The organism is Candidatus Alkanophaga liquidiphilum (assembly GCF_053996935.1).
Window position 1 is genome coordinate 1 of the sequence record NZ_JBMXYC010000007.1, and the last position, 20,928, is coordinate 20,928.

The 20,928-nt window shown below is 54.1% G+C and carries 22 protein-coding genes; 7 read left to right on the forward strand and 15 right to left on the reverse strand.

Features of this window, described 5'->3' with window-relative positions; all coding sequences use genetic code 11:
- Positions 1–214 precede the first annotated feature (214 nt).
- From ACXJJA_RS00705 to ACXJJA_RS00725, 5 genes are read right to left on the reverse strand one after another with little or no spacing between them, the layout of a single operon-like run.
- A complete protein-coding gene (locus ACXJJA_RS00705; RefSeq protein ID WP_456486304.1) occupies positions 215–676 on the reverse strand; it encodes a 50S ribosomal protein L30 in 462 nt (153 codons plus the stop codon).
- A 29-nt stretch (positions 677–705) separates the two neighbouring features.
- Positions 706–1,314: a 30S ribosomal protein S5 gene (locus tag ACXJJA_RS00710; protein WP_456486305.1), complete on the reverse strand. Its 609-nt coding sequence runs from the start codon at positions 1,312–1,314 to the stop codon at positions 706–708.
- The gene (locus tag ACXJJA_RS00715) at positions 1,301–1,861 is read right to left on the reverse strand and encodes a 50S ribosomal protein L18 (protein WP_456486306.1); all 561 of its coding nucleotides are present in this window, start codon (positions 1,859–1,861) and stop codon (positions 1,301–1,303) included. Before ACXJJA_RS00715 ends, ACXJJA_RS00710 begins: the two co-directional genes overlap by 14 nt.
- A 10-nt stretch (positions 1,862–1,871) precedes the next feature.
- On the reverse strand, positions 1,872–2,333 hold the full coding sequence (locus tag ACXJJA_RS00720) for a 50S ribosomal protein L19e (protein WP_456486307.1): 462 nt from the start codon (positions 2,331–2,333) through the stop codon (positions 1,872–1,874).
- A 10-nt stretch (positions 2,334–2,343) separates the two neighbouring features.
- A complete protein-coding gene (locus tag ACXJJA_RS00725; RefSeq protein WP_456486308.1) occupies positions 2,344–3,615 on the reverse strand; it encodes a nickel-dependent lactate racemase family protein in 1,272 nt (423 codons plus the stop codon).
- Positions 3,616–3,793: 178 nt separating this feature from the next.
- On the opposite strand from ACXJJA_RS00725, the gene ACXJJA_RS00730 reads away from it, so the two are divergent.
- Both ACXJJA_RS00730 and ACXJJA_RS00735 read left to right on the forward strand, forming a co-directional pair.
- A complete protein-coding gene (locus ACXJJA_RS00730; protein ID WP_456486309.1) occupies positions 3,794–5,236 on the forward strand; it encodes an OB-fold domain-containing protein in 1,443 nt (480 codons plus the stop codon).
- A 5-nt stretch (positions 5,237–5,241) separates the two neighbouring features.
- Positions 5,242–6,438 carry an acetyl-CoA acetyltransferase gene (locus ACXJJA_RS00735; RefSeq protein WP_456486310.1) on the forward strand — a complete coding sequence of 399 codons (1,197 nt, stop codon included), beginning with the start codon at positions 5,242–5,244 and terminating at the stop codon, positions 6,436–6,438.
- A gap of 32 nt (positions 6,439–6,470) precedes the next feature.
- Here ACXJJA_RS00735 and rpl4p read toward each other — a convergent pair whose 3' ends face one another.
- Positions 6,471–7,247 carry a 50S ribosomal protein L4 gene (rpl4p, locus tag ACXJJA_RS00740; protein WP_456486351.1) on the reverse strand — a complete coding sequence of 259 codons (777 nt, stop codon included), beginning with the start codon at positions 7,245–7,247 and terminating at the stop codon, positions 6,471–6,473.
- A gap of 40 nt (positions 7,248–7,287) precedes the next feature.
- Positions 7,288–8,250, reverse strand: coding sequence for a 50S ribosomal protein L3 (locus ACXJJA_RS00745; protein WP_456486311.1), 963 nt, complete (start codon positions 8,248–8,250; stop codon positions 7,288–7,290).
- 182 nt (positions 8,251–8,432) lie between these two features.
- Here ACXJJA_RS00745 and ACXJJA_RS00750 point away from each other — a divergent pair, with 182 nt between their 5' ends.
- Complete coding sequence (locus ACXJJA_RS00750) at positions 8,433–9,602, forward strand: class I SAM-dependent methyltransferase (RefSeq protein WP_456486312.1); 1,170 nt, start codon at positions 8,433–8,435, stop codon at positions 9,600–9,602.
- On the opposite strand, the gene ACXJJA_RS00755 is transcribed toward ACXJJA_RS00750, so the two are convergent.
- Entirely contained in the window at positions 9,585–10,607 is a 1,023-nt protein-coding gene (locus tag ACXJJA_RS00755) for an NAD(P)/FAD-dependent oxidoreductase (RefSeq protein ID WP_456486313.1), read from the reverse strand. The genes ACXJJA_RS00750 and ACXJJA_RS00755 overlap by 18 nt on opposite strands.
- A gap of 103 nt (positions 10,608–10,710) precedes the next feature.
- Here ACXJJA_RS00755 and ACXJJA_RS00760 point away from each other — a divergent pair, with 103 nt between their 5' ends.
- Positions 10,711–11,355 carry a Yip1 family protein gene (locus ACXJJA_RS00760; RefSeq protein WP_456486314.1) on the forward strand — a complete coding sequence of 215 codons (645 nt, stop codon included), beginning with the start codon at positions 10,711–10,713 and terminating at the stop codon, positions 11,353–11,355.
- A gap of 48 nt (positions 11,356–11,403) precedes the next feature.
- On the opposite strand, the gene ACXJJA_RS00765 is transcribed toward ACXJJA_RS00760, so the two are convergent.
- From ACXJJA_RS00765 to ACXJJA_RS00795, 7 genes are all read right to left on the reverse strand, one after another.
- Positions 11,404–11,772: a Mov34/MPN/PAD-1 family protein gene (locus tag ACXJJA_RS00765; RefSeq protein WP_456486315.1), complete on the reverse strand. Its 369-nt coding sequence runs from the start codon at positions 11,770–11,772 to the stop codon at positions 11,404–11,406.
- A 158-nt stretch (positions 11,773–11,930) separates the two neighbouring features.
- On the reverse strand, positions 11,931–12,752 hold the full coding sequence (locus ACXJJA_RS00770) for an acyl-CoA dehydratase activase (RefSeq protein ID WP_456486316.1): 822 nt from the start codon (positions 12,750–12,752) through the stop codon (positions 11,931–11,933).
- Positions 12,749–14,017: a 2-hydroxyacyl-CoA dehydratase subunit D gene (locus ACXJJA_RS00775; RefSeq protein WP_456486317.1), complete on the reverse strand. Its 1,269-nt coding sequence runs from the start codon at positions 14,015–14,017 to the stop codon at positions 12,749–12,751. Before ACXJJA_RS00775 ends, ACXJJA_RS00770 begins: the two co-directional genes overlap by 4 nt.
- The gene (locus ACXJJA_RS00780; protein ID WP_456486318.1) at positions 14,017–15,180 is read right to left on the reverse strand and encodes a 2-hydroxyacyl-CoA dehydratase subunit D; all 1,164 of its coding nucleotides are present in this window, start codon (positions 15,178–15,180) and stop codon (positions 14,017–14,019) included. Before ACXJJA_RS00780 ends, ACXJJA_RS00775 begins: the two co-directional genes overlap by 1 nt.
- A gap of 9 nt (positions 15,181–15,189) precedes the next feature.
- Positions 15,190–15,945, reverse strand: a complete 756-nt coding sequence (locus ACXJJA_RS00785) for an SDR family NAD(P)-dependent oxidoreductase (protein WP_456486319.1) — start codon at positions 15,943–15,945, stop codon at positions 15,190–15,192.
- Between the two features lie 25 nt (positions 15,946–15,970).
- Positions 15,971–16,435, reverse strand: a complete 465-nt coding sequence (locus ACXJJA_RS00790; protein WP_456486320.1) for a DNA-binding transcriptional response regulator — start codon at positions 16,433–16,435, stop codon at positions 15,971–15,973.
- Positions 16,428–17,843, reverse strand: a complete 1,416-nt coding sequence (locus tag ACXJJA_RS00795; RefSeq protein WP_456486321.1) for an acetate--CoA ligase family protein — start codon at positions 17,841–17,843, stop codon at positions 16,428–16,430. The genes ACXJJA_RS00790 and ACXJJA_RS00795 overlap by 8 nt, the downstream gene beginning before the upstream one ends.
- Before the next feature lie 161 nt (positions 17,844–18,004).
- On the opposite strand from ACXJJA_RS00795, the gene ACXJJA_RS00800 reads away from it, so the two are divergent.
- From ACXJJA_RS00800 to ACXJJA_RS00810, 3 genes are read left to right on the forward strand one after another with little or no spacing between them, the layout of a single operon-like run.
- Positions 18,005–18,463, forward strand: coding sequence for a hypothetical protein (locus ACXJJA_RS00800; protein WP_456486322.1), 459 nt, complete (start codon positions 18,005–18,007; stop codon positions 18,461–18,463).
- Positions 18,464–19,606, forward strand: a complete 1,143-nt coding sequence (locus ACXJJA_RS00805) for a hypothetical protein (RefSeq protein WP_456486323.1) — start codon at positions 18,464–18,466, stop codon at positions 19,604–19,606. It abuts the gene before it with no gap.
- A gap of 27 nt (positions 19,607–19,633) precedes the next feature.
- On the forward strand, positions 19,634–20,806 hold the full coding sequence (locus ACXJJA_RS00810) for a YcaO-like family protein (protein WP_456486324.1): 1,173 nt from the start codon (positions 19,634–19,636) through the stop codon (positions 20,804–20,806).
- Positions 20,807–20,928 lie beyond the last annotated feature (122 nt).

The window sequence follows — 20,928 nt, forward strand, 5'->3', positions numbered from 1 at the left end:
GGCTGCTTATCCATTGCCTCGTCGCTTCGGGCTGTTGTCGATGACCTTCGAGGGCAAGCGGATAGCTTCCTCCCTCATTGGCAGGATGTGGGCTGGGCGACTGCCGAGCAGCTGCTAGAAAAGAGGCTGTGGCTAAAAATCTTTCGGCTTCTCATGATTGCTAAGCGGTGTCAAAACTGGCTGCTTTGAAAACAGCTCGTCTCAAACCCTCAAACTATCTCATTTTATACAACAATTCGTTTATTTTCTCCCCATGATAGCCGAGCTCGCCGCCCTCCTTAAAGCTCTTTTTTATGCCGCGATGCCCCTTTCTGGGGGGGTGCAGCCTAAATACGGGCTTCAGCCCCGGCACGTCCTTTATTTTCAGCTTCCCCTCGTAGATGGCGTATGCGAGCTCCTTTATGGAAGAGAAAGGCGTGTGCTCTTTCACGTATTCATCAGTCAACCGCTTCCCGCCGTCAAGCCGCCCCCGCAGTTCTAAGAGCTGCTTTAGCGTCTCCTTCGAAATTTCCCCCCATGCCACGTAGTCCTTGACTTTTTGGAGCATGCCCTTGTAATACTCGTTCTCCTCGACGAGGACGCAATGATTGACCTTGTGTAACCTGAGCATTTTCAACGTATCCTTTATGTCGGCACGGACGCCCACCGTCCCTCTTAGCCTAACAACCGCATACATAAAACTCACCAACTACCTGCACTCAACAACTAAACCCGCATCAGCGTCGTCTTCTTCAAGGCGTCGAGCGTCGCCTTTGCTGTGTTAAACGTCGTTCTCGTCTCGCCCATAGAAAATGTCCACACGTCGCGTATACCCGCGAGTTCTAAAACTTTCTTCTGCGTCTTCCCGGCGGCGATGCCCAAACCTTTCGGCGCAGGCTTTAACGTGACACGGACGCTTCCCGACTGCCCTGTAACCGTGAACGGGACGGAGTGCTTCCCACCGCAAGTGCATTCCCACGAGCCGCAGCCTCGCTCCACGTATATTAAATTTAGCTTCGCATTCCTGACCGCTTTCACGATGCTGTCGCCCACGAGGCTATCCTTGCCGAGCCCGACGCCCACATAACCGTCTCGATTGCCGACAGCGACGCAGACTCGGAATTTCGTCCGCCTCCCTGAATCCGTCATCCGCTGCACTAAACTTATGTCGAGAACCTCTTCGTCAAGGTCTGGCAGCAGATAATCCACAATTTCAATCTCCTTCAAAGGGTACTCCGACTTAAGCGCCTCCTCGATTGTTTTTATCTTACCTTCCTTCACAAGCTTCCCGAGCCTCGTTCTCGGCTCCCACGCCTCTAACTCATGCTCCTCCATTCCCTGCCACCTTTTTAGTAGCGTCCTCACGCAGCTCTTCTAATATTTTCTGCCTCGCACGCTCGAAACTTTCAACTATCGCCGTATCGTCTTTATATGCGGCGATATGCTCGCCTCGTATCCTTGCATCATCGGGAAAAATCTCCTCGCTGCACGGGATTTCCATGCCCGCGTCTATAGCGCCTTTTAACGCTGCAAAGACCTTGGCGCCCCGGGACGGCGTGTGCAAGCCGATGTCCAAGACTCCTTCGGCATAACCGGCATTCAACGCCCTGACGCCGAGCAACAGCCCTGTGAGGTAAGCTGCCGGCGTGTTCCCTGCATAGCCGTCGTAACCATACTTCTTCAGCTCTGAAGAGATCGCGGAGATGAGCGTGTGGTCGCCTTTGGCGTCAGGAACGACAAGCTGCACTCTTATTTGGCGATTGCTCTTCCGGACCACCACCCTCGGCTTGCCGCTGAGCAAGAGCCTTAACCGTTTCCGGTAATTCGTTTTTCCTTCTCTTCTCCGCCTAAACGACACTCTATAGACCGCTCCCCGTGCCATTTTGCAACACTCACTCCGTATCCAACTCTATCTTGAAATTCGCCTTTATATATGTATTCAGATGCGCAACGCTCTTGAACTCCCCGCCTTTCGCCTTCCTGTAAAGCATCCTGTAGGTTTTTCTGTCTATCTTTCCACTGTCCCGCAGTTCCCTGAGGCGACGCCGCAACGCCCTTATCCGTATTATCCAAAGCCGCTTCTTCGGCATCCTTGCCCCCTTTGCGCCCTTCCTCGAGCCATGCCCGCGGCGTCTGCCGAGCCGTCGCTTCTGTTCACGCAGCCTTGCTCTTCCTCTGCTCACGCCCCTCTCAGGTCTCCTTTTTATCAAACCCTCTTCGATGAGCGCCCTCACATCGTCCCTGGTTACAGCCTCCGCTATTCGCTCCATGGCTTCGGGCTCAGGGTTCATCCAGACCCTATGTACGCCGACCTTCAGGATTTCCGCCGCAAGCCTCCTCTGCAATGATGGCATTTTTATCCCCTCACTTCGCCGCAAGCGGCACTAACAGCACATCCATGCCTCTCCTTACCACTCCTACTTTATCCCCTTCTTTAATCTCTTCTTTTAAAGCTTCCTCTAAGGAAGAATAAGAGTTTATGCCCCATTCCCCCAACTTGCCAGTGTCAAGCTCCGAAACTATCGAGATTTTAACTTTCCGCATCGCCCTTCTCAGGTAAAAAGCTTTGTGCCCGCCGAGCACGAAATTTTCACGCACCGCCCTCTCCAGTTCCGCCTCGTCGAACTCCATCCACTCCTCAAAATACTTGTTTCCTATACCCTCGTCGCACTTCGCCACTAATATAAGCTTGCCGTCCTGCTTCACCGCTCTGTAGCAATGTTCTATTGCCTTTGTGGCTTGATAGAGACTCCGGTCCTTAGGGAATCCGCCGGCGCTGACTATTAAAACGTCGAAGTTGCCGCTGACGTGCTTTTCGAAGATTTTGCGGGCGGCGGCAACACCACGCTCGAAGACTGTGTTGAGCTCGCCGGCGTAAGCATCTACGAGCCTGCCGTCGGCGTCCGCGACGACGTTCAGCGTGAAATGTGGCGGCGCAAAAGCAGCAAACTCGCACATGTCTAAGTGCACGGGGTTGCCCTCGAGGTTTGCGGTCGTTGCTCGCTCATCTATGAGGAGCGAATGGTTCTTTTTTATGGATTCTCGCCCTGAAATCCCGGGAATCAGGCTCTTGCGTCCGCCGCCGAAGCCTGCGTAGTAGTGCAGCGTGATGTCTCCTGTTAAGATTCTCAGGGTAGCATCCACGTAGCTCTTGTTGATGAGCACGGGCGTTTTTCTACTCGTCTCGCCGAGGCGAACAAGGTCGGCGGCGTCACAGTCGTGCGCCTCGACCTCCAGTTCGCCACTCTTGTAAAGCTCGTAATACCTGCCGAGAATCCTCCTCAGCTCGCTCTCGACGGGCGGCTCGTGCGTCCCACACGCCACCAAAATCTTTAACTCCGCCGTCTCAACGCCGGCACCCCACAGCTCCTTCATAATGCCGTCGAGCATGAACTCGGTCGGCGTCGCTCTCGTGTGGTCATCAACCACGATTACTATTTTACGCCCGCCCATCTTGCCCTTACTAACAACACACAAATCTCTCAGCCTTTTAGTCCCCACAGGATGCTCTAACGCCGATTTTATTACATCGTGCGGCGGGTCGTTCGGATTCGAGCTTGTGGGATTACTGTCGAGCGGCACCGCCTCCACTTCAATCTCCAAAACGCTTGTGCCGTAAGGAAATTTGAGCAGCATTCTTCCATCAAAACTAAGCTCTAACCTTTATAAGTATGCCGCTTTGACAGCCGCTTTGACGCAGCCCTTAGTCCGAAGCTCCATTGTTGAAATTGAGCAGAATCCGAATTCAGCATGACACTTGATGGATGTTGAAAAATAGAAAATGATTTAACATGCTGCTTTAGAAGGGATTTTGATGGTGGGAATAATATCGTATGGAGCGTACATCCCGATATGGAGGATAAGCAGGGATGAGATAGCAAGGGCACACGGCTCTGCAACGATGGGCGGGGAGCGCTCTGTTGCCTCTTTCGACGAGGACAGTCTAACGATGGCGGTCGAAGCTGGGCTTGATTGCCTCACGGGTATGGACCCGAAGGGGGTGGATGCGCTTTTCTTTGCAACCGTAACGTCACCTTTAGAGGAGAAGCAAGCAGCTGCAATGATAGCATCAGCACTGGACTTACGACGTGATGTTCTGACCGCGGACATCACAGGAACGTTACGGGCGGGGACGATAGCTGTGAAGATGGCGATGGATGCCGTGAAAGCAGGCTCAGCAAAGAAAGTCTTAGTAACCGCCGCGGATTCGAGGGTGGCAGTCCCCTCTTCAGACTTGGAGCAGATTTTCGGGGACGGTGCCGCCGCACTCCTCATCGGCGAGGACGGCGTGATTGCTGACATCGAGGGCTTCTCGACGGTGATAAATCCAATACCCGGACCCTGGAGGCGGGAGGTTGACCTGTTCCCAAGGCGTTTCGAGGCGAAGCTCGACACAAGATACGGCTACTTGCACGATTTACCGACGGCCGCAGGAATGCTCGCCAAGAAGCTTAACCTCTCTCCCAAAGACCTCGCCAAAGTCGCAATCTACGGACCTGACCCGCGAAGCATACTCGGCGCCACAAAAGTGTTAGGGGTAGACCCGAAAACACAGCTCCAAGACCCGCTGTTCAGCACAGTCGGAATTACAGGAACGCCGCATGCACTCCTCATGCTCGTCGCCGCTCTCGAGCAGGCAAAGCCTGACGAAAGAATTATGTGCGCCAGCCAAGGCGAAGGGAGCGATGCTTTCGTCGTGAAGACGACGGAAAAGGTGGAGGAGCTGAAGGGCACGAGACGCGGCACGAGCTACATAAAGTCGAAAAGGATGCTGCCATCGTATGCGAGGTTTGCGGCGTTCAAAGGCGTTCTCGACACAGGCTGGCCATCGCAGCTGCCCGAAATTCCACGGTCGCCGGTGGTCAAGTATTGGCGGGACGAAAAGGCGATACTCCCGTTCTACGGAATGAAGTGCAAGAAGTGCGGTGAGGTTAGCTACCCGATAGGCAGGATTTGCATGTATTGCGGCGAGAAGGACAACTACGAGATTGTGAAGCTTGCGCGGCGTGGCAAGATTTACACGTTCGTGCATGACTACCTCTTCGGTCCCGGGAACATACAGCCCGGCGACGGCATCAACCCAGCGACGAAAGCCGCCGTCGACCTCGAAGACGGCTGTCGGGTCCTGATGGAGATGACCGACCACGACCTAAAAGAGGTAAAAGTGGATATGGAGGTCGAGATGACGTTCAGGCTCCTGCATGAAAGGGCGAAGTTCAGACACTATGGCTGGAAGGCAAGACCTGTAAGGGGGTGATTGGGATGGGAAGGATAACAGACAAGGTTGCGATAGTCGGGACTGGTGTCACGAAGTTCGGCGAGATATGGGAGAAGGACCACGAAGACCTCCTCGTAGAAGCTGTTTACGAGGCGTGCAACGAGGCGAACGTCGACCTACGGAAGGACGTGGAAGCAGCATGGGTCGGCACCTTCTGGACGTTTTCAGGCGTCGCCGGCGACGCCTTTGCCGACCCGCTGAAGTGGTATGGCAAGCCCATCACAAGGGTCGAAAACTACTGCGCCACCGGCATGGATGCTGTCAGGAATGCTGCATACGCCGTCGCCTCAGGCGTGTATGACATCGTGATTGCAGCAGGCGTCGAAAAAATCCTCGACCAGGGCTCAAGAGGGCTGCCGGACCTCGACAAGATGCTCCTCGGCGCAGAGGTTACGCTGAACGCCGAGAGCGCGCCGGCGATGTTCGCAATGGCTGCCGTCCGTGCTTTCAAGGAGTGGGGTTGGACGAAGGAGGACCTAGCGCTCGTCGCGGTCAAGAACCATTATAACGGCGCAAGACACCCGAAGGCGCACTTCCGCCGTGAAATCACCGTGGAAATGGCGTTGAAAGCGCCGATGATTGCGTATCCGCTGGGGCTCTTCGACTGCTGTGCGATGTCCGACGGCGCCGCTGCCGTCGTCCTCACGAGACCTGAGATTGCGAAAGAGCTCGTCGGCGACGAATACGCAACGATAAAAGCAATGGGACTCGCCGTTGAGACTTTGCACCCGTTCTACCGCAAGGACTGGACAGGACTCGCATTCCCGGCGAACGTGAAGGCTGCAGAGATGGCATACAAGGAAGCTGGCATCACTGACCCCCGCAAGGAGCTCGACTTCGGCATCGTCCACGACTGCTTCACCATCACCGAACTCATAAACTACCAAGATATGAAACTCTGCAAGCTCGGCGAGGGGGCGCAACTCATAAGAGACGGCGTTACCACAATCGAAGGCGACTTCCCGATAAACCCTGACGGCGGACTTAAGTGCTTCGGACACCCGATCGGCGCGACTGGTTGCCGCATGGTGGCAGAACTCACGAGACAGGTCCTCGGACGCGCTGAAGGACTACAAGTCAAAGACGCAGAAGCCGGCTTCGCTCACAACCTCGGCGGACCGCAGGCAGTCGCAATCGTGGGCATCGTCGGACGCCCCGACTGGAAGCCAGGAGAAAAATAACTCTCCTCTTTATTTTTAATTTGGTTGAGCTTTTAAGCCGGATAGACTGCGTTCTGCAGGCTTTGAATGGCGCTTTCTGTCCAGACCGTAAGTCTCCCCGCGTGTGTTCCCGGCGCTAAAAGCTCGGCGTTCAGCAGACGCACGTGGACAACATCCACGCCTGGCAAATTTCTCGCAGCTCTTCTTATCCCTTCATGCCCATTTTCAGTCGCAAACACCACTAAGACGCTCTTCTTAGTTTTGTAACGGCGTCCCCGCATTTTTCCAATGCCAGCACGCACTTTCCGCTCCTTCGCACGGAGCACGTCCTCCCAGATGCCCACCCGCTCGAAAACTTCCTTGACCTCCCGCGTCTTGCTCAAGCTCTCGAATGCATCCTCCAGAATTATCGGGAGTTCCGCACCGAACTTGTGCCCACGACGCCGCACGAGCGTCTCGTCGGCGGTCGCTGCAATCGCCGATTTTATGGCTTTGCGGCGCTCCTTTTTGTTTATCTTCTCACTTAGGATTTTCTCAGGCTTCGGGGGGTGTGCCCGCCTGCCGCCGACCGCTTGCGGGACTTTTGCGGCACGCCGTCCTGTCTTTATGCGAGGAACACGAGCGACTCCATAGCCGGGACCCCAGCTCTCAGCAGAAGTATCTCGCCCTGCGAGGATGTTGGTGCCGTAAGGTTGAAGCCTATTTGCTTGCGCTGCGAGCACCGCCCTTTTTATCAGATCGGGACGATACTCCTCCAAGAACACCCTCGGCAGCGCAATCTCTCGAAGAACTTCGCCAGAAAGGCTTAAGACCTTAGCTTTAGTCTTCATGCCTGCAGCACGCTCCTCAGCCATAGCCACCACAAACACCTCAGCAGCCCTGTTTCGACTCCGTACTCACACGAACGATTTGAGGGGCGGTGAGCTTGAAATGCCCCCTCACCGCGGGGGAAAGACGCACCAGCCGCTTCGCAGGCCCGGGAACGCTCCCCTTTAAAAGCACGTATTCGTTGCGGACGATGCCATAATGCAAAAAGCCACCTTTCGGTGTAACCTCTTCACCATTCTCTCCGACTTTCAAGATACGTTTGTTATATTCCGTCCTTTGATGATAGCCGGTCTGTCCCATCATCGGGACTCGCCAGCTCGTCCTCGCCGGCGTCCACGGTCCGAGCGTTCCGATGTGGCGTCCTTTGCTCGAGCGGTAAGCCTTGGCGTTCTGGATTTTCACACCCCAGCGCTTCACCGGACCCTGCGTGCCCTTGCCCTTCGTCACGGCGGTGACGTCCACGAAGTCGCCGTTGCTGAAAACGTCCTTTATGCTAACTTCCTTGCCGAAGACGTTTTTTGCATAGTCAAACGCATCTTCGCCGCTACCACCGCCGAGCCGCAGCTCCATGATTTCAGGACGCTTCTTTGGAACGCCAGTGACGAGGTGCGGCTGCGTCGCCATGATAAGGCGAAGCTCGTAGTTGCCGCCATTCAACAAATCTTCAATCTTTTGCACGCCTTCTTCCCCTGTTTTCCTGAACAAGACTTCGGTTAAGCACCTTAACCCATAAACCGTCGCTTTATACAGACGAATGCCTTCGACACGCAGTGGCGGCGTCTCTATCACCGTCGCAGGCACTGCTATTTCCGAACCGTAAGTTAAGCTCGTTGGCACATCGTCAACCATGATGACGTGCGTCATTCCGGCTTTATAACCCGCGAAGCCCTGCAGCAACTTTCCTTCTACGAGCTTCGCCCTCCTTATGTTGCAAGTCTCGCTCTTCGCCCTTTTCCTCGGAGAGAATGCCAAGGAACCCCTCCTCGGTCTGCTCGTCTTCGTCATCTCTGCACATCTGAATACGTCGCCCTACATAAAAAGTTTGCGTCACCAAACGTGAGAGCGGAAACGATGCCGTCCCAGTAGCTCTACGCAAACCCCAGCGACGGAACCGTAGTTAAGAAATAAGCTCATTTTGATATTACAAGCGAGGAATGGGCACACCTTGCAAAGACAACCGGGAGTTGATGCTCAGAAGCATCGAAAGCGAGGTATCAAAAGCCATTACGCTGATAAAGAGGGGTTTTTCCAGGGAGCGAGTCCTAAAAAGCTTGAGTAAGGACGTGCCACCTGAGCTTATTTACGAGGTTGCAAGGTGCAGACTCAAGGCGAAAGAGAAATTCGGGGCGCTCGCTGAGAGGCTCTTTTTCGACGAAGAGGGCTTACGTTACGCCACGCCCGCAATAATCGCAGAGTATAGAGCGAAAAGGCTGAAGTGCGACGTAATAGCGGACGTGAGTTGCGGCGTCGGTGCGCAACTTATTTTTTTTGCACTCAGTTGCCGTAAGGCTTACGGCGTGGAGCTGAATAGAGATAGAGCAAAGCTCGCAGCGCTTAATGTGGCGTCCTTAGGTTTGGAAAACGTGGAAGTCGTCATCGGAGACGCAACGAGCAATACCGTCGCTCAAAGGCTTGAAGATGCGGAGGTCGTGTTTTCAGACCCCTCAAGACCACCCGGAGAGAAGGTGCGAACAATCGAGAACCTTCAACCTTCGCCGTTGAAAATCGTTGAGAAGTATCGAAAAACAACTGAGAATCTGGCGTTCGAGCTACCGCCACAGATGCCGCCCGCGCGTGTGGGGCGTTGGCTGAGCGGGGAGAAGGAATACACGTCGCTGAACTTCCAGTTGAACCGTTTGGCGCTTTACATGGGCGCGCTTGCGGAGTGCAAGGTCTCGGCGGTCTCGTTGCCATCGGGCGAGCGGGTGACGTGCGAGGACGCCACCTTTATGCCTAAAACTGCAGCGAAGCCGAGAGCGTTTATCTACGAGGTGGACCCAACGGTGATCAAAGCTACGCTCATTAAAAACTTGTTGGGCAAGCTTGAGCTGGAAGCCGAGGTTCTAAGCGAGGACAAGCGGCGAACGCTCTTGACCTCCGACGAAGAGGTAAGTTCGGCGTTTCTTCGCCAGTATAAAGTGCTTGAATTCGTGGATTTTGGTGTGGAGCCTGTTGTAAAAGCGTTGAAACGGCTTAACGCCAAGAAGGTGACGTTACGCTTCTCGCTGCCGCCGTCGGAATACTGGAACGTGCGTAAGAGGTTTGAAGAGGGACTGAGCGGCGGCGAGCGCTGGATTCACCTTTTTAAAATAGGAGACAAAGCTCTCCTCGCAGAGCGTTTAGCTTCTAAGGATTAGCTTTAGGAGTGCCCTGACGTCCGCAACGGAATGCCCGACCGCCCGCTTCGACTCGACAGCCACGATTCTCGGAAGGAGAGGGAGCGCCCGCCAAAGTTTTCCCCGCTGGACCAATTCGACGAATTTATGCTCATTTTCAATCCATCGGAAGTGCCTGAGCACCCGCCGTTCGTAGTCTTCGAAATGTCCAGCTTTCAAACATTCATAAAAAAGCTTTGCGCACCTGAGAGACGGCGCATTCCCCTCGCCCGCACCGGAAACACAACCTATGGACTCGCCGACGCCAACGACGTTACCGACGACGAACGGGCGACATTTTGACGGCGCAAGAAGACGAACGAAAGCGTCACACCTGCAGAAAAGCTCGTTACTGACTTTAAAACCGTATTTTTCCCTGAGGCCGTTAAGGAGGGCTGAGAAGTTGCCCTCAGCCTCGCCGACGCCGACGTGCCAGCGGCGGTCGCCGAGCGGGAACGCCCATGCATAGCCCGTCGCCCCTTTGGCGTAAACGTAAATGTTCTCGTCGGCATCGTGCTCTTCCACGGTCTGAGCTGTTGGATACAGGTTGTCGTTTTCGATCTTCGGGAGCAGCGCCCGCTCGTAGCCGGTGGCGTCCACGAGAACGTCTGCTTGCTGCGCTTTCACTGCCGTAATATCTTCTATATCCATACGCCGCCATAAGTCCTCAAGAAGCCGCTTTTTGTCGAAGACCACTACGTTCTTGTTCTTGAACGCCACGCCGTTAACGATGACGTTTGCGGGACGCACGAGCACATATTCGTCAAGATTCACGTCTATTTCCTTATACAAGGCTTTAGCTTCGTTGTAAGTGATGCCCCAGGCGCAGCGACAGTCCGGCGAGGAACGCCGCCGCTCGCAGATGCTTACATCAAAGCCCGCCTGCTTTAAAAGGAAGTAAAGGAACGTGCCAGCGACGCCCGCCCCATATATCTTAACATTCATGCGTGCCACGCCCTCCAAACGTTGTTTTACAAATACTGCCACCGCTGCAAATAAAATTTGTCAAGAATTACGCCCTCTTGGTCCAGGGGTGCGCTCACGGGCGGAAAAGCTGAAACAAAACATCCCAAAAACTTTAAAAAGCGTTGTGATTAAAATTACGGCGGAGAGTGAGAATATGGACGTGAACGAGATAATAAACGAGGCGAAAAACATAATAACGTCGCCGAAGAACACCTTGGAGGAAGTAAAAGACAAAGAGCGGAGCACACAGGATATACTGGTTTATTTAGCAGTCGTTGCCGTGCCGCTACTCATAGGTGTCACCATTGGCTACGGCGTCGTCGGCATTAAGGTCGGCTGGGGAATGCTTGCGACGCATTTCACGCTCCCCATGGGCACGGCGGTCGGTCTTGGCATCCTGCAATACGTGCTCTCGATAATCGGCGTGGTGATATTCGCATATATCCTGAATGCTCTCGCTCCGAGCTTCTCGTCAGAACAGAACCTGATGCAGGCGATGAAGCTTGCGGCGTATGCTGCGACCCCAGGGCTTCTTGCGGGCATCCTTTACATCCTTCCGACGCTTTCGATTCTCGTGTTCCTGATAAGTCTTTACGGGCTCTACATTCTTTATCTGGGGATGCCAGTGCTCATGAACACGCCAGAAGACAAGCGAGTCATATACCTGATAGTGGCAATCGTCGTTTACATAATCATCATGGTCGTCGTCGGAGCGGTAGCAAGCACGGTGATGATGCACGCAGTCACTCCGGCAATCCCCTCTTTTTAATTTTTGAGGCTGGCGGCACTAGTTTGAACTAAGCGACTGCATATCGGCTTACAAGACTTCCAAGCGGCGGGGCTTGCCGCTGCGGTCGTAGCATGCCCAGTCAGTCTCGCCATACGGGTAGCAGATGATGATGTGGCACCTGCCGAGCCTTGAGAACATGCGAAGGTCCTCCTTTGAAGGGCGATTGTTCGGGGAGGGGTGGCTATGGGCGGAGCCGACGACGCCCATGCCGAGTGGCAGCATTTCTAAACGCAACGTTGCGCTCCGCTGCGAGGAAAGCGTGCCCGGCAACAATAAAATGTCATCAATGATACCACGCTCCGCAGTGAGTAGGCATAGAAACTCCTTAGGGTGCTGCGCCCTACTTGCGTTCAATATAAGTTCTAAAGTTTCCTTCGAGATCCCTTTTATTTTCATCAACCCTCCAACTTTTTCGTATGTTAAGTAGGGTTATGCCCAGTTACCTGAGCATGACACCGTTGGCCGGGGTCACGACGAGCTCTTATCACGACCCGACAGGGGGACAAAACTGCCCGTCGCAAAAACGAGGGCAAAAGGGAGCAGTAAAAAGTTGCTCATTTGAGGCTTTCGGCAGCGAGGAGCGCAGCGCCAAGGGCACCGGCGATCTGCGGCTCCTCAGGCACCGTGATTTTCACGTTCAGCCGCTCTTCAAGCGCACGGACGACACCTTCGTTCTTTGCAACGCCCCCAGTCATCACAACTCGCTCTTGGACCCCAAGCTGTCCGACCATGCCGGTGATGCGGCGGGCAATTGCCCTAAAAATGGCTGCGGCGATGTCCGCCTTTTCGTGCCCGCTTGCTATTAACGAGATTACCTCGGATTCGGCGAACACCGCACAAACGCTGCTGACCTCTATGTTTTTAGTAGCTCGGAGCGAGAGTTCTGTCATTTTACCCAAATCGACTTCGAGCGCCTCCGCCATCACCTCAAGAAAGCGCCCGGTGCCCGCAGCACATCGGTCATTCATCACGAAGTTCGTGACTCTGCCGGCGGCGTCGATGCGGATGACCTTGCTGTCCTGTCCGCCGATGTCAATGATGGTGTGAGCGTCAGGGAACAGGAACTTTGCGGCTCTCGCATGGCACGTGATTTCCGTAATCTGGCGGTCGGCGAATGGAACCCTCGAACGCCCGTAACCCGTTGATACCACGTATGCCAGATCCTCAAGACTCATGCCTGCCGCCCGTAAGGCATCTTTAGTGGCGCTTCTCGATGCGTTTTCGTGCGATGCTCCGCTACGCATGATACTGAACGATATGATATCGTAGCTCTCTGCATCTATGATGACAACCTTCGTGAATATGGAGCCAATGTCAACGCCCGCTACTGCCGCCCCCATGGCTCTTCCCGATGGCTTTTTCTTTCCACTCTTCACCTACGCCGCCGTGCGTCAATAGTTTCAAAAAGTGCTTGCAGCCTTGTTTCTATCTGCGCCTCGGAGACCATCCTCGAATCCACCATATCTGCCTCGATAATTACGCCGGGAACGCCGAGCCGCCGCTCTATCTCGTTTACTATCTCCCTCTGCCCGACCCACGCACGGCACGTCTTCGACGCAAACATCACCAACCCATCTATCGAATACTCTTCCACAAGTTCCATTATCTGCTCAAGGGCGCCCTCTGTCATCATAACCATGGCTTGATGCCCTTTCGTGTAATAAAGCTCGACCCAGTTCTTCACGATATCGTCGGCGTCTGGGTCTATATACTCAGGATGCGGGAAGAACTCCCACGGGTAACGCCCGCAAATCGGAACCGCCCCGTAGGACACGAACTTCCGAATGAACATCCCAAGAAACGCCCAAGGCAGCCACGCATCCCAATACAACCTGTATTTCTCACCGTCTGGCAGTATAGCTGGAATCTTCTTCGCCGCCCGCTCTTTAAGCTCCGCCAGCAGCTTCTCGTAGTAAGGCACGGTCTCAGGCTTCCCCATCATATAAAAGACCGGAGCGATACTCACGCCATAGTCCCAGAGCGTCCAAGGCGTCGGTTTCAGCTTGAAAAACTCCCAGCACTGGTTGCGCAGCGTCGTCGCTTTCTTTAGCACCCTGAGAATCCGCCGCATCTCCTCCTCGTCGAACTCCTTCCCGCAGACCTTCTCAAGTGCCGGTATCAAGCTCTCTTTTATTTGACGAACCACGAAACGCTCAAGCCTTGGCAAGTCCTCCTTGCGCCGTGGCGGCGGGATGTCCACCGCCACCACAGGAATTTTAAGACGACGATACAACGCTTCTGCGTAGTGCGCCATCTCGGTGCAGAGCCGTCCAGTTATCAGCAAATCTGGAATTGGCAAAATGACTTCTTTCCTCACAGGTCGCCCTCTAAGAATCGCCGCCGCCATTCCGGTATGCAAACGATGATATGAGCACGTGTCCATGAGCTCGCCGTCAGCCTCCGCCGCCTCTAAAACTTGGTCACCAGCCTTACGCCCGGCGCAATAAGCAGCGTAGCCCGCCATGAAGTGACACTTCATCCCCATCGCATACGGGAAGATAAACAGCGGCCCGGAGCACCACGCTACCTTTTCGCCGTGCTCTTTCGCCTCTCTAAGCTCAGCCCAGTGCTTGTCCACCATTGGGCCTATGAGCTTCGTCGTTTCGAGCCTGTTCAATTTGTATTCTTTCTTTTCTACCATCAAGCACCCCTCCTCAAAGACTCTGCGAACGATTGAAGTCTCGTCCGCACGCCCTCCAGAGAGACAATCTCGTGCTCCACCTCTATCATCACTTCAGGAACGCCCGCCTCCATCAGCCCCCTCTTAATATCAGGGTAGTAGCAGAGATGTGGCGGGCAGAACTTTATGAGCAACGAGATTACGCCATCGGCACCGCCTCTCTTTACCATCCCCGCAATTTCATCCGTCCAATCCATTTCCCAGTCGCCTTTCGTCGGGCACGTCGGCTCCCTTTTTAGATAATGCTCGGCAAGTGCCTCCAGCGGACGCTTGTTGCCGTCAAGCTCGACATCGTTCGCAAAGTATTTGGAGCCTACATAAAGGTCATCGTCCACAACCACCATCCCCAAATCTTCAATCATGTCTAAAATCTCGAGCTGCGGCGTCTGGCACAAAGCGCCGGTGAGCACTACTTTCAAGTCGCCCTTAACACGTGGCTCTTTCAAAAGCTCCTCCTGCCGCTCTTCAAGCTCTAAAAGAAGCTCTCGAAGCCAAGTGTTGTGCTCCTCCTTCGGCACGAGCATGCTCGACCACACGACTGCCATTACTTCACGAGCCCGCAAAACGCCCAGATTCTTCCGCCTGAACTCGTAGAAGCGCCGCAACATACGCCTATTTTCGTTGTAAAGCTCTATGCTCCGTCGCAGCTCTTCATCTGTAATCTCTTTGCCTGTAAACTCCTCGAGGCTCGCTTTGAAGCGTTCCAGCTCTTCTATCAGGAAATCCTTTGTCGCAGCCCCTGGAAAAATCGCTGGCAAATACAAATATTCAAGGTATGCCGGACGCACATGCTGCTCCAAGATGAACGGCAGCTCTTGCGCTTGCAGGCACGTTCTATAAATAATAAAGCCGTCAATGAAGTCCAGCTTGCCACGGACAGCATCATCCACAAAGCTGCGTGTCAGTCCGCAATTGAACGTATGCACATATGCATGCCCTATTGTCACAGGCTCGTCGCTACGCCATACAACCACAGGCAGCAATCCAGCGGCGTGCACGAGCTCTCTAGGTAGCCACATCGGGTAGCAGCCTATAACCTTCTTTCCAGTTCGCTCTTTCCACTCAGAAACGGTCTTGTATGGGTTCTCTACAGCCTTTAGAAATGGCTCTAATCCTCTTATCATAAAAACACCTTAGTGCATGTAGGTGCCACCGCTGACGCAGACAGTCTCTCCCGTGATGTAACTCGCCTCGTCCGAGACGAGAAAGGCAATGACGTTTGCCACTTCCTCGGGCTTGCCCCCACGCCCCATCGGTGACAGCTCCTCATACCTCCTCAGCACCTCTTCTGGATAAATGCGTCTTAAGAACGGATTCGGTATGAAGCCGGGAGCTATGCAGTTCACTCTTATGTTGTAAGGCGCCGCCTCCCTTGCTAACACCTTCGTGAACGCCATTATGCCGGCTTTCGCAGCGCAGTATGCGGCACCGTCCTCCTTCGAACCTATCCACGCCGCTATCGATGAAATGTTCACGATGTTGCCGCCCCTCTGCTTTATCATCGTCGGCAGCACCGCCCTCGAACAGTAGAAGGTGCCCTTGAGGTTTACGTTGACCACCGTGTCCCACGACTCATCGTCCAACTCCACCACAGGCTTAACTATGTTACGGGCGGCATTGTTCACGAGGATGTCAATCCTGCCAAACGCCTCCAGCGTCTGCTTTACGAGGGCTTCCACTTGTTCTTTGTCAGTAACGTTGCAAGGCACGCCGATAGCCTCAAAACCTTTCGCCTTAAGATCTTCAGCAACCTCCGCCGTCCGCCTCTCGTGGATGTCAGAGACGACGACTTTTGCACCTTCTTGCGCAAGTCGCCGCACGGTCGCTTGCCCTATGCCTGCACCCGCAGACGCCGTCACAATCGCAACCTTTCCCTCTAACCGCTGCATATTTTTAATTCTGCATTATTAACTATTATTTATAACGTTTTTGCCCCCCCTCGCCTGCCGCGCTTAGCTTTATTATTTCGTCAACAAGTGTTTGTAAAGGCACGGGCTTGCACAAGAAGCCGCTCGCACCCTTCTTTAAGGCACGCTGCCGTTCCGTTTCTAAGCTTTCAGGAGCGCACGCTGCAAGGCTTGCCAGAATCAGCACTTTGACCCGTGAAAAGTTCTTCTTCGTATATGCGAGAAGCTTGTAGCCTGTGTGCACCTCCTCGGGTGTAGGCAAGTCCCCACGTCCGTGTTCCGCCGCCTCTCTCGTCAAATCCAACTCTATGACTGCGACGTCTGCATCCCTTAAAAGCTCTAACGCCGCTTTCGGCTCTTCCGTGCTGATGACTCTATACTCAGCAACGCTCTCAGCGTTTAAAAATTCTTCCAGCACGTCGCAAAACTTTGAAGCTTGCGAGTCCACAAGCAAAACCTTTATTTCAGTCATTTACCCGCTTTGAGAGCTTATACAGCATACCAAGCGCCCGCACGGCGGTTTCGAAGTCCGAAAACACCGGGAAACCCAACTTCTCCAGCTCTCGTGAGAGCTCTTGCGCTAAAACGAGATGCGCCGAGTATGCCCATATCGCCACGGGCTTCGATGCCCTCTCCTTCAGCTCCTTAAAAAGCTCGACGTATAGTGGCGGCGGTGCCGCCTCGCCCGTCCACAGGACGACGGACACGCAGTCCACGCCCTCGTCCTCCAGTGCCGCTTCTATTGCCTTTTTGTATATTTGTATGATATCGTCAGCGAACAGCGCCGGTCCGACGTCCGAGGGGTTCTTTGCGAGCGACGGGAATATCTCGCCGAGCCTGTTTGAGGTTTCTTCGGAGAACCTTGCAAGTTCCAAGCCGCACTCGTAAGCGATGTCCGTAGACATCACGCCGGCGCCGCCCGTCATCGTAACCATGGCGATGCGGTTGCCCTTCGGGCGAGGTTGCCCGAAAATCTTGGGAATTTCGAAAAGTTCCCTGAAATTTTGAATTCTCAGCACGCCGGCTTGTCGGAACGCCGCGTCGTAGATTTTGTCGTCGCCTGCCAGCGTGCCGGTATGCGACGCCGCCGCTTTTGCTCCCGCCTCGCTGCGCCCCGACTTCAGCACGATGACGGGCTTCTTTTCAACAACTCGCTTCGCAGTCGCTAAGAACCGCCGCCCGTCCCGGATGGCTTCAAGATACATGGCTATGACCTTCGTCTCAGCGTCTTCAGCAAGATATTCGAGAAGGTCAGCTTCGTCCACGTCGCACTTGTTCCCGAAATCACAAATCTTACTGATGCCATACTGTAGGTCTTCGTAAGGCACAGCTTGCGGCGCAATTATCCCTGTTTGTCCTGCGAGCGCTACGAAGCCCCTTCTAATACTGGAGTAGCCGAACTCGTAGGGCGTCGTTACAAGCCCGTTTGCGGTGTTTGTGACGCCTACGGTGTTTGGACCGAGGATGCGGATGCCCTCACGCCGCCCAACGCTAACAAGCTCTTTTTGCAGCCTTGCCCCTTCCTCACTGCGTTCTGCAAAGCCGTCAGAGACGACAATCGCCGCACGCACGCCGCACGCCCCGCACTCCTCGAGGACGCTCGGCACCACCGCAGCAGGCGTCATGATGATGACGAGGTCAACCATTGCCGGAATGTCTTTAACGCTGGCGTAAACGTCTAAGCCGAGGACTTTGTCGTAGCGGGGATTGACAGGGTAAACCTCGCCAGGGAAGCCGAACACCCTTAGATTCTTTATGATGACATAGCCGCCGAACCAGCCCTCTCGGAGCGCCCCGATGACAGCGACGCTGCGAGGCTCAAAGAAGTAAGAAAAGCAACTCTCAGGCTCGGCTCCTCCGCCCCTCCCCTCTCCGGTCATATTCTTCATCTTTTACCTTTGAGTCATATAAAATTCTCGTTTTTGACACAGCTCTGCCCCCCTTAATCCGCCCACAGCATTCCCATGCGAGCAAAGCCCGTTAGCTTTAAATATTATAAGATTAATCACGATAAAGCGTAAAGCACTGGGAGGAAAACAAGATGGGCGAGGAAGAGCGGATGGGTCCTGTGGAGAAAATAGAGGAAAAGCAGTTGCTGCCGAAAAACGTCATCTGCCCCGCGTATTTCGACCAGCTCCAGTATAAGGCAAGGTGCGGCGCAAAAATAGTGAAGAAGGCGCCCGTCGTGCTTCAATACGAGGAGCTTGGCCCTATGGTTCATGATATATTCCATAGGGTCAAAGAGATTCCGAGGAAGGAGTGGCGGAAGTTCGGCTTCGGCGGCCCTACTAATCCTGAGTGGATAGAGCCGATATATGTGTACGTGTGCGAGCGGGGAAGGCATCATTGGGTCCGGCCGTGGTGGTGGGCTGACGTTCCCGTGGTTCCGCTCAGGGAGATTTACAAGCTCAAGGAGAAAGCTGTGTGGCCGTGGGAGAAGGAGGCGTCTGAAAAGGCTATAAAGGAGTATGAGGAGAAATGGAAGAAGGAGGTGGAGTGAATGAGGAAGCGTCCCTATCATGACAACACAGAAACGTGGCCGATGAGCAGGTACTTCTATACTGCTTTCGTCATCGGACGCCCCGGAGACCCGCTGCGGGAAACGCCACTCAAGCTGACCATGGCGATCTGGTACTTACTCAACATGCAGGGACAGGAGGAGTATGTCGTAAGGTTCGCTGAGAACCAGCAAATCATAAGAGCGTGGAAAGGAGGCATCTTTAAGGACATATCAAAGGTAATCGCTTACCTCTCATTCCCGCCGGTGTTCGCAACCCGTATCATCCAAGACCCCCCGTCCATGATTCTCCTCTACGGGCGGAGCGTTGATACGACCTTCGTAGGAGCGGACGGACGCACCCTCGAAATGCAGCAATACTTCCCAGACATCCATTATGAGGATGGCTACGTTACCAACGTCTGGCAGTTCGACCCCGAGTTCGGCATGGACTTGCTGGAGCGGCGGCATTTGAAGGTTGGAGAGAAGCTTAAGGATTTGATATGGTCGAGACCGGCAGCGGAAGCCGGCATGCTTGTTCGTGACATTTTCCTCGACGTTCGTAACGAGATGACACCCGAGTATGCAACTGCCGCTTACCACATCTGCGGCTGGTCTATTGCCTGTGCGGGCGTCGAGTCACCATCGCCCAACAGAACCGCCATCGAACTCTCAAGGGAGCTTTATCAATGCTTGAACTCTGTGAAGCTCGGCTGGCCGTTCAAGATGTGGGACGCTGAATTCTTCCCGAGACCGCCCGCTCTCGACCTTATGGCTCAGAACCCGCCAAGTGTCTTCACTTACAGGTTCAATGGACTTATCCTCGGCTCGAACTGGGCGTCACGGTTCATACATCTACCAATGTGGGATTACATCGACGCCCTCGGTGCGGAAATCATACCGCCAACGCACGAGGAGATTGCGTATTCCGTCCTGCGATACGGCATGGACAGGTATAAGATGCCAGAGACGTTCGTGCAGTCTAAGTTCGTCTACGGCGAGGAAACCCGGATGATGCCGACGCTCTGTGAGGAGACAGGCTACCCGCTGCCCGCTCGTTACTTCTGCTCCTTCGACGAAGCTACCGAAATCATAAAGAAGGCGAGAGAAGAACATAAGGAGTGGTTAAATCCCGAGGGTTACTAATTTAACTCTTTTCTCTTTTCTCTTTTTATGCTGCGACCCTGTAAGAAGAAATATTGGGGGGTTACTGGGCATAGAGCGGTGCCGCCCGCTAAGACTTTGAGGCGGCTTAATGACATCGGTGTTCTGCGGGATATAACAAATTTGGATAAGCTTAACATTCCTGTGTTCTTGTGCGAGAGCAAGGGCAAAATCTACAAAGGCAAAGGAGCGATAAAAGAAGAAGCCATGGCGTCGGCGTTGATGGAAGCAGTAGAGCGTTATTCCGCTTCTTTAGAGGCTCACCTCGACATGCGTGTCTTCATAGGCAGGTATGATGAGTTTCCAAACGCCATAAATCCCGATGAGCTTATTCTCCCTGATGATTTCTTGGTGGAGCGTAGGATAACGTGGGTTGAGGGCTTCGACCTCGTGCGTGAAGAAAGCGTGCTCGTGCCGGCGAACGCGGTCTTTTACCCCTTCCGTCGTGAGATATTCAAGCCCAACACCAACGGGCTCGCCTCCGGGAACACGCTGGAGGAGGCAGTCTGCCACGGCTTGGCGGAGGTCATAGAAAGAGACGCACACTCATTAGCCGAAGCGGCAAGGCGGACCGGCGCCACGATCACAGACGTGCGGCGCAGCAAGCGCTTGCAGACGCTCATCGAAAGGTATGAGCGGGCAGGCATCCACGTGATGATAAAGGAAATAACGACGGACGTGGGCGTTCCGACGTTCGCGGCGGTCGCTGAGGACCCCTCAAGGGACCCAAGGCTCCTGCTCATCGGAGTGGGGACGCACGTCAATGCCGAGGTTGCGCTTGGAAGAGCGTTGGCGGAGCTTGCGCAAGCGAGAGCCACGCAGATTTACATGAATACGAACGGCGGTTTCACTGAGGTAGAAGAGGCAGATATGCGCTTTAAGTTACGGCTCGGCTACGAGGGCTTGAAGCGATTAAACGCCCATTGGTATGCTGAGACTGAGGAAAAGCGTTTTGACGATGTCGAATCTCACGACAACGATGACATCTTGGAGGACATAGGCGTCATGGTAAAAAAACTGAGGAGAGCAGGGCTGGAAAGGGTAGTAGTTGTGGATTTAACGAGCGAGCTAAGGGTTCCTGTCGTAAGGGTCATAGTGCCAGGATTAGAAGCCTATGCGTTCGACGATGAGCGGTTCGGAGACCGGTGCGCCGCCATCACCAAACAACTCTGGCTTGGATAATATGTTCCCAAATTCGAATAAGGGTGCGTGAACATCGAGACAGAAAGTAATAACTATTGTTTGCGCTCCCTAAAAGGCAGGAACGCTCTCTAAAACACCAGGAAAACTATATATATAACTTA

Coding starts and splice junctions, on each gene's coding strand:
- ACXJJA_RS00705 (WP_456486304.1), bottom strand. CDS start 676: ATGTATGCGGTTGTTAGGCTAAGAGGGACGGTGGGCGTCCGTGCCGAC.
- ACXJJA_RS00710 (WP_456486305.1), bottom strand. CDS start 1,314: ATGGAGGAGCATGAGTTAGAGGCGTGGGAGCCGAGAACGAGGCTCGGG.
- ACXJJA_RS00715 (WP_456486306.1), bottom strand. CDS start 1,861: ATGGCACGGGGAGCGGTCTATAGAGTGTCGTTTAGGCGGAGAAGAGAA.
- ACXJJA_RS00720 (WP_456486307.1), bottom strand. CDS start 2,333: ATGCCATCATTGCAGAGGAGGCTTGCGGCGGAAATCCTGAAGGTCGGC.
- ACXJJA_RS00725 (WP_456486308.1), bottom strand. CDS start 3,615: ATGCTGCTCAAATTTCCTTACGGCACAAGCGTTTTGGAGATTGAAGTG.
- ACXJJA_RS00730 (WP_456486309.1), top strand. CDS start 3,794: ATGGTGGGAATAATATCGTATGGAGCGTACATCCCGATATGGAGGATA.
- ACXJJA_RS00735 (WP_456486310.1), top strand. CDS start 5,242: ATGGGAAGGATAACAGACAAGGTTGCGATAGTCGGGACTGGTGTCACG.
- rpl4p (WP_456486351.1), bottom strand. CDS start 7,247: ATGAAGACTAAAGCTAAGGTCTTAAGCCTTTCTGGCGAAGTTCTTCGA.
- ACXJJA_RS00745 (WP_456486311.1), bottom strand. CDS start 8,250: ATGACGAAGACGAGCAGACCGAGGAGGGGTTCCTTGGCATTCTCTCCG.
- ACXJJA_RS00750 (WP_456486312.1), top strand. CDS start 8,433: ATGCTCAGAAGCATCGAAAGCGAGGTATCAAAAGCCATTACGCTGATA.
- ACXJJA_RS00765 (WP_456486315.1), bottom strand. CDS start 11,772: ATGAAAATAAAAGGGATCTCGAAGGAAACTTTAGAACTTATATTGAAC.
- ACXJJA_RS00775 (WP_456486317.1), bottom strand. CDS start 14,017: ATGGTAGAAAAGAAAGAATACAAATTGAACAGGCTCGAAACGACGAAG.
- ACXJJA_RS00780 (WP_456486318.1), bottom strand. CDS start 15,180: ATGATAAGAGGATTAGAGCCATTTCTAAAGGCTGTAGAGAACCCATAC.
- ACXJJA_RS00785 (WP_456486319.1), bottom strand. CDS start 15,945: ATGCAGCGGTTAGAGGGAAAGGTTGCGATTGTGACGGCGTCTGCGGGT.
- ACXJJA_RS00790 (WP_456486320.1), bottom strand. CDS start 16,435: ATGACTGAAATAAAGGTTTTGCTTGTGGACTCGCAAGCTTCAAAGTTT.
- ACXJJA_RS00795 (WP_456486321.1), bottom strand. CDS start 17,843: ATGACCGGAGAGGGGAGGGGCGGAGGAGCCGAGCCTGAGAGTTGCTTT.
- ACXJJA_RS00800 (WP_456486322.1), top strand. CDS start 18,005: ATGGGCGAGGAAGAGCGGATGGGTCCTGTGGAGAAAATAGAGGAAAAG.
- ACXJJA_RS00805 (WP_456486323.1), top strand. CDS start 18,464: ATGAGGAAGCGTCCCTATCATGACAACACAGAAACGTGGCCGATGAGC.
- ACXJJA_RS00810 (WP_456486324.1), top strand. CDS start 19,634: ATGCTGCGACCCTGTAAGAAGAAATATTGGGGGGTTACTGGGCATAGA.